Raw genomic sequence first — 13999 nt, forward strand, 5'->3', positions numbered from 1 at the left:
AAAAGAAGAGAGTAAATACCCTCTTCCAACAGCTATCTTTGTTCTTTTTTCTCTAAAAAGTTTATACCTAATCCCATGAGCAGAACAGTCATAAACAACAAGACACTAATAGGTTCTATCATGGCAGTTAGTGGCTCACCAAATAAAGTGACTCCATATAATAAATCCATTCCGTATTTAATAGGCGAAATATAAGAAATAGCTTGCATGATTTCTGATGTAACGATCTCTAACGGCCAAAATCCTCCACCAATCATTGCAATGGGAACTGCAACTACAGATATATATGCGTTAAATTTACCTGGCGTATTCGAAATAGATGCTATAAATATTGACAAAGCCACGATACATAGTAAATATGGTATGACAGCAATTAGCGCATTGATATAACCACCGTAGAAATTAACTCCAACACCAAAGTTAAATATTGATAGAACTAATGCCACTTGAATATACCCAAGTAAAAAACTATATGTTAGATTCGCTAAATATATTTTCGTTTTACTCATAGAAGATATTGTCAAGCGATCCCATATATTATTCCTACGTTCTATTACAATATGGAATACACCGTTTGCTACTGTATAGATCACCATATACAAAGTAAATCCAAATAGGCTTTGAAGTTTAGCATCCCATATAAAACCCTCATCATTTGAAAAGTTGGAATAATGAACTTGGAAACTAGGGTGTTGTTCAGCTTCATTAAGTACAGTTTCAACCTGAGATTGCATTCCTAAAGGAAACGAATTTAAGATAGCATCCTTCTGCATAATTTCCCCATATAATGTTGTCAATTGATTTTGTAAGACTGGTGCTTCCATATAATCCGGAGCAATTATTAAGTCAAATCCTTCATTTTGTAAATGAATTGTGACATCTACTTCACCATCTTCAACCTTTCTCAACGCTTCTTCTTCCTCGTAAATAGTAAATTTAGAAAGAGGGAATTCATTTAACTTTTCTACTATATCATTTGTAAGATCTTCTTTTAAATCAGAATATACCGCGATTGGTACCTTGGCTTGTTGTCCTAATCCTAATACAAAGGCAAAAACACAAATTACAATTGTAATAATGATAAAGCTAGCGGGTTGTCGTGCTAACAGTAAAAACTTAGATTTTAATATATTCATCATGCAAGACCACCTCTTTTCGGGAACAACAGAAATGCAAGTAAAATAAAGACAAACGCTAATATTCCAAGGTTCAGTAAGATCTGCTGAATACTGCTAATCGTACCGTCTTGAATAAGTCTTAAATATCCTTCCAACGCTGCACCATTTGGCGTCCATAAACCGATTTCCGCTAATACAGGTGATAATCCACTTATATTAAAGAAGCTGCCTCCTAGTAATGCTAGAATCGCCACGAATGCATTTGAAAAAAGATTAGATGCCGTAGCAGAATTACTTCTATAATTCAGTGAAGAAAGTAGTGCACTGATTCCACCTATTACGAGTGAAACCATAAATGTAATTAGTAAGTATAAAAGTAAATTTGTAAATGGAATTTTAAAAACGTAATAGCTAAATAGGAATAATATACCGATTTGTAGCATCGTTAAAATAATAGTAGAAACGACAATACTTGCTAAATAGACTAAAGGATGAACTTGAGCAAGTAGGATCCGGTCAAAGATATGTGAATCCTTCTCTAAATAAGCTTGGCTAGCAATAGTACTAGCTAGAAATAATATAAACATCACGCTCATACTAAAGGTATAATAAGTGCTCGATGTAATGTGCTCTTTTGATGCAACCGTGCGAATCTCAGAAGTTAAATCTAGTGTTGGAACCGATATTTCTTCAGTAAATAATTGATTTTTTCCGAGCTGTGAAAATAACGAGTACTGGTATTGATAGTAATCTAATATATTTTGAAGAATTACCGAAGTCGTCTGTTCAGATTCATTTAAATAGACTTGGAACGACGGTATATCTTCTTCATCTTCTAAAAATAAAGAACTTAGGTAATCAACCGTGAATCCTTCCGGAATTTCAATTATTGCATTGTATTTTCCGTTATTTCTAGCCAATTCTAGTTCATTTACTTCGAGTTGTGTAACTGTTATAAATTCTTGGGCTTCAGGGTTACCAAGTACTTGATTTAGCAGTGTAGATACGGGTAACATTTCTTCTATATTTTGAACCATCAAATCATTTACAGGAATCCTTTTACTTAGAGTATTTAAAAATTCTTCCATTTGCCCTACTTCATCATTATGTTGAACTACTGCAACTTCTATTTTTTTAAATTCTGAATTACCATCCCAAATTGAACCAAGAGCAAAGCTTAATATTAGGATTAATCCGACGGGCATTGCAAGAAGTAATAATAATTCTGAAGGGCTACGTAAAAACAGTTTAACTTGTTTTTTTATTAATGATAAAAACATCCATTCTCCTCCTAATTACGCAATGCGCGCCCAGTTAAATGAAGAAATACATCTTCTAATGTTGGTTCTTCAACTTGGAAACTGTTTAGGACAACTTTATATTGATCACATAGATTCATTAACAAAGGTAAGAAATTCGTATCTTTTGCAACCGTAAAACTAACCTCCGATTCTTTCACGCTCACATTTGAAAGTAAAGGTTGATCCATCAATTCTTTTATTAATGAATTTGAATGTCTATTAAACTTTACAACAATAATTTTTTCAGAAGAAAGTATGGATTTTATTTCCTCTTTTGTACCCGAAGCAATTATACGACCTTTATCCATAATGTAAATTCGGTTACATAAATATTCGACTTCTTCCATGTAATGACTTGTATAAATAATGGCTGTTTTCATCTCTTGGTTCAGCTGTTTAACCGTTTCTAATATATGATTACGAGATTGTGGATCAATTCCAACTGTTGGTTCATCCATTATTAAATATTGTGGCTCGTGTAAAAGGGCTACACCAATATTCAACCTTCTTTTCATTCCACCTGAATAATGTTTAACTAGCTTTTTATGTTCATGTTCTAATCCAATTTGCTTTAAAACGACTTCAATTCTTTCCTTCAATAATTTCTTAGGCATTTTATGCACACTTCCAAAAAACTCTAAGTTTTCCCGGGCAGTAAAATCTCCGTACAACGCAATTTCTTGTGGTACTACACCTAAAATTTCTCGTAGTTTCGTTGGATCCTTAATCACGTTATGATTTTGTAATAACACATCACCTGCACTTGGAGAAATCAGTGTAGAAATCATCGCAATTGTCGTTGATTTCCCCGCACCATTCGGCCCAAGTAAACCAACAATTTCACCAGGTTCAATATAAAAGTTCACTTGATCGACAGCCTTGTTCTTTTTATAGACTTTTGATAAATTTACAACTTCAAGCATACTTTTCGCCATCCTTTCCTCTCTATGTAGAACGATATCAATATTTTCTTTTTATCAGAAGTCACTTGCGTCATCCATTGACATGACCTGAGTCACAAAAAAATAAAAAAGTAGCCTCAAATCATAAGACTACTCCTTGTTTTTAATATGAATTCCCATTGCTCACAGCCTATACTAGACTAAACTTTATTAGTCCTCATCCTTATTAAGTTAAACGAGACCATTTTTAATAGCATAAATGGCGATCTGTGTTCGATCTCGTAACTCCAACTCTTGTAAAATATGTGTAATGTGATTTTTTACAGTTCCAACAGATAAAAATAGTAAAGTAGCAATTTCTTTATTTGTTTTACCTTCCCCAACCAATTTTACAATCTCTAATTCACGTTCAGATAAGTTGATAAGTTGTTCATCTATTTGTGGCTTGAGTTGGTGCTGTAGGAGTTTCGGCATTAGTTTCGCTGCAACATCTTCTTGTATGACTAATCCACCTTCTCGAACACTTCGAATAGATTGAAGTAGTTTTTTGGGATCAGATGATTTTAATATAAAACCCATAGCACCATCTTTTAACGTTTGGTAAGCATATTCTTCATCATCAAACGTTGTTAAAATAAGTATCTTCATCGAAGGAAACCGTGCTTTTATTTTTTTTGTTGCTTCTATGCCGTTCATTTTGGGCATTCTTACGTCCATTAATATCAAATCGATATGTACTTTTTCTAAAATTTCTAATGCTTCGAATCCATTACTTGCTTCTGCAACAATTTGGTATTCTTTATCTTGTTCTATAATCATTTTCAAACCATTCCGAACAATTGCTTGGTCTTCAACTAGTAGAATATGAATTGCCATTAATCTTCTCTCCTTAATGGAAATGTCCCTTCAACTATAAACTGTTGATTGGTATTATTTATTCGTAAATCACCGCCAATCTCTTGGAGACGCTCCTTCATATTTGTTAAGCCAAATCCAAGAATTATTGGGTAGTGAGAAAATACTTTATTTTTCACAAAAAACTGTACTTGTTGCAAAGAGTTCATCGCTAGGATTACTTCAACTTCTTTCGATTCACTATGTTTCATAGCGTTTGTTAATGACTCTTGTAAAACCCTATATAAAACTATGGATTGGGCATTCGATAATGGAATAGAGAGAATTCCTTTTTCTAATGTGAACTTAATCATTAGATGACTCTCCATCTCTAGTTTTCGAATTAATTGAATGACAGATTGAATACCAGTTGTTTCACTTGATTTTAATTGATGTACTGCAAATCGAGTTTCTTCCAAACTTTCTCTAGCTAAACTTTTTACATTTTGTAAGATTGAACGACTTTCATTTTGAAGGTCCATCACTTCTAATTGCATCAGTAAAGCTGTGAGTTTATGGCCAACTGAGTCATGCATATCCCTTGCTATTTTAGTTCTTTCTTCTGCACGGACAAGTTCTTCCTGTTCTACAGATAACCTTTTTAATTTTCTATATTGCAATAAAAGCTGTTCATATAATTCCTTTTTCTCCTTATTTTCAATCACTGCATGATGTAAGAAACTAGCACAGATAACAAAAAGGATGATGAGTAGAAGACTGTTTATTGGAAGATAAGAAAAGAATGCAATAACAATGAAAACGATCATTGAGTAGGAACTAAAAATATAAAAATTGCGAGTTGTTAAGTTTAAAGACCCTTCAATTAAAAAGAAAGAGAGTAAAAGTAATAAATACTCCATATTGTGATTTAAAACAGCTGAAACTGGTATAACAGAACTAATTATTATGTAATTGATGAGTGGTTTTTTAAGTACTGGAATTAAAAAATAAGAGAGTAATAGAATTGTTAAAATAATAATTAAACTAACAATTGAACCATTAACAGCATAAGATTGAAACAAAACAATAAAGGTTAATACAGTTAAACTACCGTATCTAAACAACAGTTCCAGCATAAAATTACCTCAATTTTAAAAATTTCTAAAATTATTATAACATGAATAAAGGAAGCGTTAGGATATCTTTCCAAATCGCCTCCTTTAATTTTATTTATTCTTTATTGTATCTTCGATAGTTTTTATTCTTTCAATCATCGGTGGATGGGTATATCTAAACCATTTCACTAAGGCAGGTGGATTCACTTCACTTAAACCTGCTTTTGCTAGCTTTTGGAACCCTGTAATTGCAGCTTCAGGTTCTTGAACAATTTCTAGGGCAAACTGATCTGCTCTTGCTTCTTGATATCTTGAAACCGTGTTAAAAATAGGATTCGAGAAAAAAAGTAAAAAGGAAGATAGTAACAGTAACAACGGCAATGAATGAATCTGGTGAATGTTTGTAATCTTAAACACTTTTCCATATTTTTTAATGAACCATGGCATAATTTTTGAAATCAACCAAAGACCAACGAACATCATAAGTATATACCCGAAGATTCCTATATAAATATGTTTCTCGACATAATGGCCCATTTCATGACCCATGATAAAAAGAATTTCTTCATCTGTTAAACGTTCTAAAGTAGTATCCCATAGAACAATTCGCGAATTATCCCCTACTCCAGTTACGTAAGCATTTAAGGCATTTGTTTTATCTGCCATGTTCACTTCGAATACATGTTCAGCAGGAATATTTGCTTGCTCTGCTAAATGTAATATCTTTTCTTCAAGTTCTTTATTTTTTAAAGGATAAAACTCATTATACAGTGGGTCAATGATTACAGGCTGTAAATACATTAAAAAAATTGAAAATGGTATTGTTAGTAGCCATGCATATAACCACCATCTCTTTGTACTTTTCTTAATGATCCAATAAAGAACAGAAATAACAATAACAGTAATCACAAAATTTACCCAAAAATCAATTACATTATCTCTCATCCAAGATGAAAAGTCTTGTGTACTAATTCCATATCCTTTACTTAATGTATAACGTAAATAGTTAATTGGAAAAAAGACTGCAAATGTTAACAGTGATAATAAAAACAAATAGATTGAATTATGAATTACTTTCCATTTAGAAACCATCGACCATTTTTCGAAAAGATACGATAACCCAGAGATTAAAATAAAGAAATACATTAACCATTCAAATGGTGTCAAAATGAAAAATAAAAAGTTTCTAATTTTTGAATATTCTTCACTTAAGATTAGTTCTTGTCCAGTCATGAAGGTTTTAGGATCACTTGTTGAACCTAAAAGTGACACTGGAATTCCCCCATCGTTTAGGTGAAAAATATACACATACATAATTAGTAGATAAATCAAAAAGGCCAATACCGCCCGGATTCCCCATTTTTTTGCCATAGTCACCCACCTAAATTTATCGCTTACTTCACTAATATAAGCAAATTGTTAAATTTATAGAACTTCTATACTTTATTAAAACTTGTGAACCCGTGAGTATTGAAACCTTATACAAATTTTCATTTTTTAAATCAAATCAATATTGTTTAATGAAGTATTGGCTCATACTTTTTTATATTTTTAGATTCTTGTTTAAGTTGTTCATAAATAAGTTCGACGATGTGAACCGCTTGAATAGTACTAGTCAAACCTTCTTTACTAATTCCTGCTTTCATTTGCATTAAACAACCAGGATTAGAGGTTACAATGTAAGTAGGGTTCACTTCCTTAACATAGCCCATTTTTGTAGCTAATATTTTACCAGCCATTTCAGGTTGTAATAGATTATAAATACCTGCTGAGCCACAGCAACTATCTGCCTTTGTCATTTCTTCATATTGTAATCCTGGTAGATTTCTAAGTATCAATCTAGGTTGTTCAAAGACTTTATTCACATTGCGTAAATGGCAAGAATCTTGATATGTTGCAACAACTGACGATTCAGAAGAAGGGAATGTTTTTAAATAGTCGATTATGCCTAACTTAACAAGTAATGAAGAAATATCAATTAATTTACTTGAGAAACGTTTTGCTTTTTCTGCATACAAAGGATTATTGTTTAGGTGTTTTTCATATTCACTCAAAAATGCTCCACATCCACCCGCATTGTTAACAATATAATCGTACTCATCGCTATCAAATGCTTCAACGTTTAATTTTGCGTTTCCAATACCTTTCTGTAATTCTCCACTATGAGCATGCAATGCCCCACAACATTGTTGGTTAGCAGGCACTTCTACTTCTGCTCCTAGTAGTTTAATCAGTTCTACTGTCTTGTCATTGATTTCTTTAAACAAAGAATCCATCAAACATCCAGTAAAAAATGCCACTTTAGTTGTTGATGTTTTTATCGGTTTTAAATGTTCAACCTTTTTCGGTACGTCAGGAAGAGCCTTTTCCATGTCTTTCATAAAAGGGGGAAACAAATTTAAAAAGCCTATTTTTCTTGTTACCTTTTGAAGTCCAGACTTTTGATAAAAGCGAACTAATTTAACCGCTCGATTTAACTCTTTTTTATTTGCAAAAAGGTGGTTAAAAGTAACGTTACGAACGGTTTTCACTAATCTTCTCTGTGGCTTAACTTCCTGAATGGCCTCTCTAGTTTGTTCAATTAAAGCGCCATACTGTACACCTGCTGGACAGGCTGGTTCACATGCACGACAACCTAAACACAAATTAAATGATTCCTCAACAGATGAATCCCATTGTACTTTTCCATCTCTTATCGCTTTCATGAGAGCAATTCTTCCACGTGGCGATTGTGTTTCGTCTTGTTCCGAATGGATATATGTTGGACAGGATGATAGACAAAAACCACAACGCATACAATCTAGTAGCAATTCTTCATCGATATGCTTTTGAAAAGATTGTTTCATTACTAGATTACTAGACATGTTGCAGCACCACCCTCTTTTTAGTTTCCTTCGCAAATATTTTTCCAGGATTCATGATGTTATTTGGGTCAAAGGCTGCTTTTAAACCTTTCATCAGTTGAATCCCTGCTTCTCCAACTTTCCATTCTAAATAAGGAGCTTTCATTTCACCAACACCATGTTCCCCTGTAATAGTCCCCCCCAAAGATAGTGCTACTTCAAATATTTCTTCTAGAGCTAATTCAACCCGTTTTATTTCTTCTTGATCTCGTACATCTGTAAGGCAAGTTGGATGTAGATTACCATCCCCAGCATGACCAAATGTCGCAATTGTAAGTTGATATTTTTCAGCAATTTCATCGATTCTTCTAACCATTTCAGCTATGGCAGAACGAGGTACTGTCGCATCTTCTAATATAGTTGTAGGTCTAAGTCTTGATAATGCGGATAAAGCTACACGACGTGCAGTTTTAAGTTGTTCAGCTTCGCTTTCATCATTTGCAATTTTACTAAAGGTTGCACCATGTTTTACTGCTATTTCCGTCATCAGCTTTATATCTTGTTCCACCTGCTTTAAGTCTCCGTCCTGTTCAAAAATAAGCATCGCCTCTACGTCTGTTGATAACCCTATGTTCATGAATTGCTCAACGGCATCGATTGTCTTTTTATCAAGAAATTCAAGTGTTACTGGTATGATTTTATGTGCAATGATTGCTGAAACTGTTTTTGCTGCTTCCTCAAGTGATTGAAAATAAGCAATACTTGTCATTTTGTACTTAGGTAGAGGAATGAGTTTTAACGTTATCTCGGTTATAACTGCGAGGGTCCCTTCAGAACCGACTAATAACGATGTAAGGTCATAGCCCGCAACGTCTTTCGCAAGTTTTCCACCAGTTTTAATAATTTCACCATTTGGGAGAACTGCTGTGAGTCCTTTTACATAATCCTTTGTTACACCATACTTAAGTCCGCGCAATCCACCTGAATTTTCGCTTACATTTCCACCAATTGTAGAAATCTTCATAGAGCTTGGGTCAGGAGGGTAAAAAAGGTTTTCTTTTTCTACAAAGTTACAAATATCCGCAGTAATCATCCCTGGTTGAACTGTAATGGTTAAATTCTCTTTATCAAAATCTATTATTTGATTCATATGGTTAAATAGCAAAATGATTCCGCCTTGATTTGGAACTGTTCCTGCAGCCAAATTTGAGCCAGATCCTCTTGGCACTATAGGAATCTTGTATTCATTACATATTTTTAGAATTTCTGAAATTTCTTCAGTATTTCGCGGAGACAAAACTAAATCCGGCAAAGCCTGAAAATTCGCTGTTGCATCGTATGAATATGCAAGTAATTGTGCAGTTGATTGTTTAACATTTTTTTCACCAACAATATTTATAAAAAGTTGGATAATTTGTTGATCCATATACTCACCCCTAGACTTTCTAGTATATTGATTTCTTAATTCAGAATATTTAAATATTATACACTAATTATAATATATTGGTATTAAAACTGCTCTTTTGATATGTGCTTCAAACAAAAAAAATAGAGCTAGTAATCCATTCTAGCTCTAAAACTTTTCCTATTTAACTCTTTATTTTAAATGCAGCCACAAACGGAATTATTGATAGGAGGGCAAAAGCGATAAAATATAGCTCATAGATTGAGAAATATAACATTGGTAATAGATAACCAAAAACGCTAAAGAAAATAGTTGTAGGTGATTTTTCTTGAAAACCCCTTACCATAAAAATTAATGATACGATCACAATGAGCCAAAGCGTTATTCCTAGTAGAAGAAACTCCATTTGCTTCACCACCTAACTGTTGGTATGTACAAAGATGAAAAGTTAGGTAGTACATTAAATTTGTTCGGATATGTATTTTTAATATATTATATTCCTAGATTTTATTTACGTTCGTGTTTTTATTAGATCACACGATATTAATTCACATCATTTCCTTCCAAAAAAAATCAAACCTGATAGTTGACATACTTGCACAGTGATTTTGTACGTGTTTTTTTGATATCAATGCAAAAAAAGCTAGTTTTGATTAATTTCAAAACTAGCTTTTCATAGTGAAGTTTTATTCGAATATTAAATAGGAAAAAATAGTAATTACAGGTCTACAATTTTTGGGTCTTCCCCTTTTGTATTCATTAAACGGATTTGTGAAGGTGTCACTTTTAAAACAACCATTTTCGGATCTTCTGGGCCATCGAACCAAGACTCTAAAGCTTTATTCCAAACTTTTTCCTTCATTGAATCATCCGATGAAATTTCTACCTTTCCTTCAATTTCTAAAAATTCATCACCGAGTCCTTTTCCATCATAGCCAATAAGTATATGTGTATATGGGTTTTTCGATAATTCTTCGACCTTGTGGGTATCTTTACTTGTTACAGTATATAAAGTTAAGTTGTTATTAAAAAACGTCATGTATCTTGTATGAGGTTTGTTACCTTCAATTGTTGCCATTGTTCCAACCATATTGTCTTCTAAAATTTTTTCTGCAATTTCTCGTGCTGTTTTTGCCATCCTATTTGTCTCCTTTATGAAATACTACATTTTAGTATTGCTAAGAAAGAGTTACTTTATCCGATATAATACGTCCTCCATTGGAATCCAAGTTTTTAAAAACTTCTCTGTTCTCTCTCTTCCAATTTTAAGTAATGCTTCTTTAGAATTTATATCTAAATCAAAATTTGTAGCGCTATATTCATCAACAGGAATAAATATTATATTTTTTTCATGCTTCCTAGAAATGTATCGTTCATCATGGGCATCTTTCATTGTTGCAAACAGGGCTTCAAATAAGTTTAATCCATTTTTGATTGTATGGGGTTTTGTTTCTTCGCTAGGATGACTAAGTTTCATACCGAGTAATGGACGTTGTTTATCTTGGTCAAAAATCCAAAGTGGGAAGTTACTTAAAACACCACCATCTACAAAAATACATTCTTCTTTCTTTTGATCTCTTAATTTTACTGGTTCAAAGAAGAAAGGTATTCCACAGCTCATCCTCAGTGCTTTTGCAACGGAAAAGGATTTCCAATTAAATCCATACGACGGTAAATCATCAGGAAGTATAACCATTTTGCCATTTGTTAAATCTGAAGCGACCAATTTTAGTGATCCTCTTGGCAAGTCATCAAATGTCCGTATATCTTTTGCTGCAAGTTTTTTATAAAACCACTTTTCTAACGCTTTTCCTTGGTATAATCCCATGCGAAAATATAAATTTAACCATTTTAAGAAAGGCAATGTACGAGAAAGTTTGGGAGGGTCTAGTAGTGATTTAAGATCAAGTTCATCTAACAAATCTTCAATTTCCGAAGCATTGTATCCAGCTGCGATAAAACAGGCTAAAATAGCGCCTGCGCTAGTTCCAGCAACACGTTTGAATTCAATTCCCTTTTTCTCTAACACTTGCATGGCACCGACATAGGCAAATCCTTTTATACCACCACCTGAAAAAACTCCATCGATGATCACAGCAAACTCCCCATTCTTAGTCTTTTTACACTTTAAGAAAAATGAGGAAATATTAGAACTTATGTAGTGAAACTTTAATTTAAAAAACATAATTTGACCAAAAATTGGGTTATTTTTTTTAAAATGAAAAAGTATTTGGCAAAACAAAATGATTTTGTCATGGCCAAATACTTTTATCAACTATTCGTTTAGTCTTGATGGATTATGTCTATTATCAGGTTTGTCCTTATTTTCATTTTTGTTCTTTCTTTTTGCTTCGTCATTTTGACCGATTACATCAAAATCATCTGGACTTAGGTCAAAACCATATCCATATTCTTCGCGATCTAATCCTTTTTTACTTTTCTTCTCTTTTGACAAAATGGTCACCTCCACAAAAACAATATGCACTAAATTTGATTGTTTTATGCTAGACCTTTCAAACCAAAAAGAAGTGCAAACTCCCTAATATGGAAGTTTGCCCTTCTATTTTACGTTCATTATTTTGCGACTGACGCTAAGCTTTCGTCGCAGAAATAATGAAGTGCAAGCATTTTTTTATTTTGCAGCAGCGAATTTCTCAGCTACTACATCCCAGTTTACTACGTTCCAGAATGCAGAGATATAGTCAGGACGACGGTTTTGGTAGTTTAAGTAGTAAGCATGCTCCCAAACGTCTAAGCCTAATACTGGAGTTTTCCCTTCCATTACTGGAGAGTCTTGGTTTGGTGTAGAAGTGATTGCGATTTCGCCGCCATCAACTACTAACCATGCCCAACCTGAACCGAAACGGCCAGTTGCTGCTTTTGCAAATTCTTCTTTGAAAGCATCGAAGCTACCGAATTTAGCATCAATTGCAGAAGCTAATTCGCCAGTTGGTGCTGTAGCGCCACCTGGAGCTAAAATTTCCCAGAATAATGTATGGTTAGCATGTCCACCACCATTGTTACGTACTGCAGTTTGTTTGTCAGCTGGAAGTGCATCAATATTTGAGATTAACTCTAATAAGTCTTTACCTGCAAATTCTGTACCTTCAACAGCAGCGTTTAAGTTTGTCACGTAAGTGTTGTGGTGTTTTGAGTGGTGGATCTCCATCGTTCTTGCATCAATGTTTGGTTCTAATGCATCATATGCATAAGTTAATTTTGGTAATTCATAAGCCATTTTGTATTTCCTCCCTGATTTAGAAATAATGTTAATTACACTAGTAGGTTATCAAATTAATCTGATACGTTCAAATAATTGACACTTTGGTTGCCCAAATTTCAGTCTTTTGACTGAAATAGAGAAAAAAACTATTTTTATAACCTAATAGAGATGATTCCACATCCCCCCTATAGACTATCCATCCCCTCTTTATTTATTCAGCATATAAAAATCAATTCATTAAAACTTTTTTAAATATCTTTAAGCGAAGTAGTTGTCAATTCAATTCATTTTTCGTTTATTTCATGGTAAAATTCCAAAGGTGGAGGTGAAACAATGGTAAAACATTCACAACTTTTTCTTGATGGTTTATTTCACCCGAAAAAATTAGCTGGTTATAGAATGCTTTCGATTGGAAAAGTAATTCAATATGTTTTTATTTTGACTACTTTAGTGACAATTTTTTACTATATCCAATACATTACCGGGGTATCCAATGAAAATTCGTTCGATATAGAAGGATTCACACAATATGTGAAAGAAATTCAATGGTTATTATATCCATTTGCGCTTTTCATATTATTCTTAACCACTACAACTATATTTTTAATTCAAATTAGTATTTTTGCACTTGTTGGAACTGGATTACTCAAAGTTATGAAAAAGCGTGGAGAATATCGTCATATGTGGAGATCTTCTGCGTTAGCGATCACATGGCCAGCCCTACTATCTATTCTATTTCCATTTCTACCAATACATAATTTAATAGGCACTTTGCTAGGAATTCTTGTTACAATTCTTCTATTAATCATTGCAGCTACAAAATATCCTAAATTGCCAGTAAAATAGTATGCATGAATCCCTCTTGTCTTCATATAGTGGAGAAAGGAGGGATATTTTTATGCGATATATTATCATAACTGCTATTATTTTTATCATTGCTTTTGCTGTAAAAGTAGATTTAACTGAAGGAACTCTACCAATTGCAGCATTTGAAAATCCTAAAGTTATCCAAAAATGTGAGAAGGAATATACGATTAAAACTATACCTGTGATAACTGAATTAGGTGATTCACCGCAATCGCTTTTTGCTACATACCCTTCCGAGTTAAACATACCTTTACCAGAACGATTATCGAAGTTTTATCAACTAAATCCACATTTACAGAAACAGTCAATGGTACCTGGTGAACTCATTAAAATACCTATTTATGTTAATGAATATAATAATTGCACAAAACTATAGCTTCTATATCCTTGT

General features: G+C 33.2%; 15 protein-coding genes. 2 read left to right on the forward strand and 13 right to left on the reverse strand.

Annotation, left to right across the window (positions count from 1 at the left end; translation table 11 throughout):
- Positions 1 to 32: 32 nt before the first annotated feature.
- From CD29_RS10185 to CD29_RS10245, 13 genes are all read right to left on the reverse strand, one after another.
- Entirely contained in the window at positions 33 to 1139 is a 1107-nt protein-coding gene (locus CD29_RS10185) for an ABC transporter permease (protein WP_036186186.1), read from the reverse strand.
- Entirely contained in the window at positions 1136 to 2398 is a 1263-nt protein-coding gene (locus CD29_RS10190) for an ABC transporter permease (protein WP_036186188.1), read from the reverse strand. The genes CD29_RS10185 and CD29_RS10190 overlap by 4 nt, the downstream gene beginning before the upstream one ends.
- Before the next feature lie 11 nt (positions 2399 to 2409).
- The gene (locus CD29_RS10195; RefSeq protein ID WP_036186395.1) at positions 2410 to 3342 is read right to left on the reverse strand and encodes an ABC transporter ATP-binding protein; all 933 of its coding nucleotides are present in this window, start codon (positions 3340 to 3342) and stop codon (positions 2410 to 2412) included.
- Between the two features lie 210 nt (positions 3343 to 3552).
- Positions 3553 to 4197 carry a response regulator transcription factor gene (locus CD29_RS10200; protein WP_036186190.1) on the reverse strand — a complete coding sequence of 215 codons (645 nt, stop codon included), beginning with the start codon at positions 4195 to 4197 and terminating at the stop codon, positions 3553 to 3555.
- Positions 4197 to 5291, reverse strand: coding sequence for a sensor histidine kinase (locus CD29_RS10205; protein ID WP_052124113.1), 1095 nt, complete (start codon positions 5289 to 5291; stop codon positions 4197 to 4199). The genes CD29_RS10200 and CD29_RS10205 overlap by 1 nt, the downstream gene beginning before the upstream one ends.
- Positions 5292 to 5381: 90 nt before the next feature.
- Positions 5382 to 6641, reverse strand: a complete 1260-nt coding sequence (locus tag CD29_RS10210) for a M48 family metallopeptidase (RefSeq protein ID WP_036186192.1) — start codon at positions 6639 to 6641, stop codon at positions 5382 to 5384.
- 146 nt (positions 6642 to 6787) lie between these two features.
- On the reverse strand, positions 6788 to 8134 hold the full coding sequence (locus tag CD29_RS10215) for a (Fe-S)-binding protein (RefSeq protein ID WP_036186194.1): 1347 nt from the start codon (positions 8132 to 8134) through the stop codon (positions 6788 to 6790).
- A complete protein-coding gene (locus tag CD29_RS10220; protein ID WP_036186197.1) occupies positions 8127 to 9539 on the reverse strand; it encodes an FAD-binding oxidoreductase in 1413 nt (470 codons plus the stop codon). The genes CD29_RS10215 and CD29_RS10220 overlap by 8 nt, the downstream gene beginning before the upstream one ends.
- 163 nt (positions 9540 to 9702) lie before the next feature.
- On the reverse strand, positions 9703 to 9924 hold the full coding sequence (locus CD29_RS10225; protein ID WP_036186200.1) for a hypothetical protein: 222 nt from the start codon (positions 9922 to 9924) through the stop codon (positions 9703 to 9705).
- 312 nt (positions 9925 to 10236) lie between these two features.
- Positions 10237 to 10656, reverse strand: a complete 420-nt coding sequence (locus CD29_RS10230; protein ID WP_036186202.1) for a pyridoxamine 5'-phosphate oxidase family protein — start codon at positions 10654 to 10656, stop codon at positions 10237 to 10239.
- Between the two features lie 51 nt (positions 10657 to 10707).
- Positions 10708 to 11613, reverse strand: coding sequence for a patatin-like phospholipase family protein (locus tag CD29_RS10235; protein ID WP_036186204.1), 906 nt, complete (start codon positions 11611 to 11613; stop codon positions 10708 to 10710).
- A gap of 180 nt (positions 11614 to 11793) precedes the next feature.
- Entirely contained in the window at positions 11794 to 11982 is a 189-nt protein-coding gene (locus CD29_RS10240; protein ID WP_328286485.1) for a hypothetical protein, read from the reverse strand.
- Positions 11983 to 12150: 168 nt separating this feature from the next.
- The gene (locus CD29_RS10245) at positions 12151 to 12756 is read right to left on the reverse strand and encodes a superoxide dismutase (protein WP_036186210.1); all 606 of its coding nucleotides are present in this window, start codon (positions 12754 to 12756) and stop codon (positions 12151 to 12153) included.
- A gap of 318 nt (positions 12757 to 13074) precedes the next feature.
- Between CD29_RS10245 and CD29_RS10250 the strand changes: the two genes are divergently transcribed.
- Positions 13075 to 13587 carry a DUF1189 family protein gene (locus CD29_RS10250; RefSeq protein WP_036186212.1) on the forward strand — a complete coding sequence of 171 codons (513 nt, stop codon included), beginning with the start codon at positions 13075 to 13077 and terminating at the stop codon, positions 13585 to 13587.
- A 52-nt stretch (positions 13588 to 13639) separates the two neighbouring features.
- A complete protein-coding gene (locus tag CD29_RS10255; protein ID WP_036186214.1) occupies positions 13640 to 13984 on the forward strand; it encodes a hypothetical protein in 345 nt (114 codons plus the stop codon).
- Positions 13985 to 13999: the final 15 nt, after the last annotated feature.

Source organism: Ureibacillus manganicus DSM 26584 (genome assembly GCF_000772945.1).
In the GTDB taxonomy this organism is placed as follows: domain Bacteria; phylum Bacillota; class Bacilli; order Bacillales_A; family Planococcaceae; genus Ureibacillus; species Ureibacillus manganicus.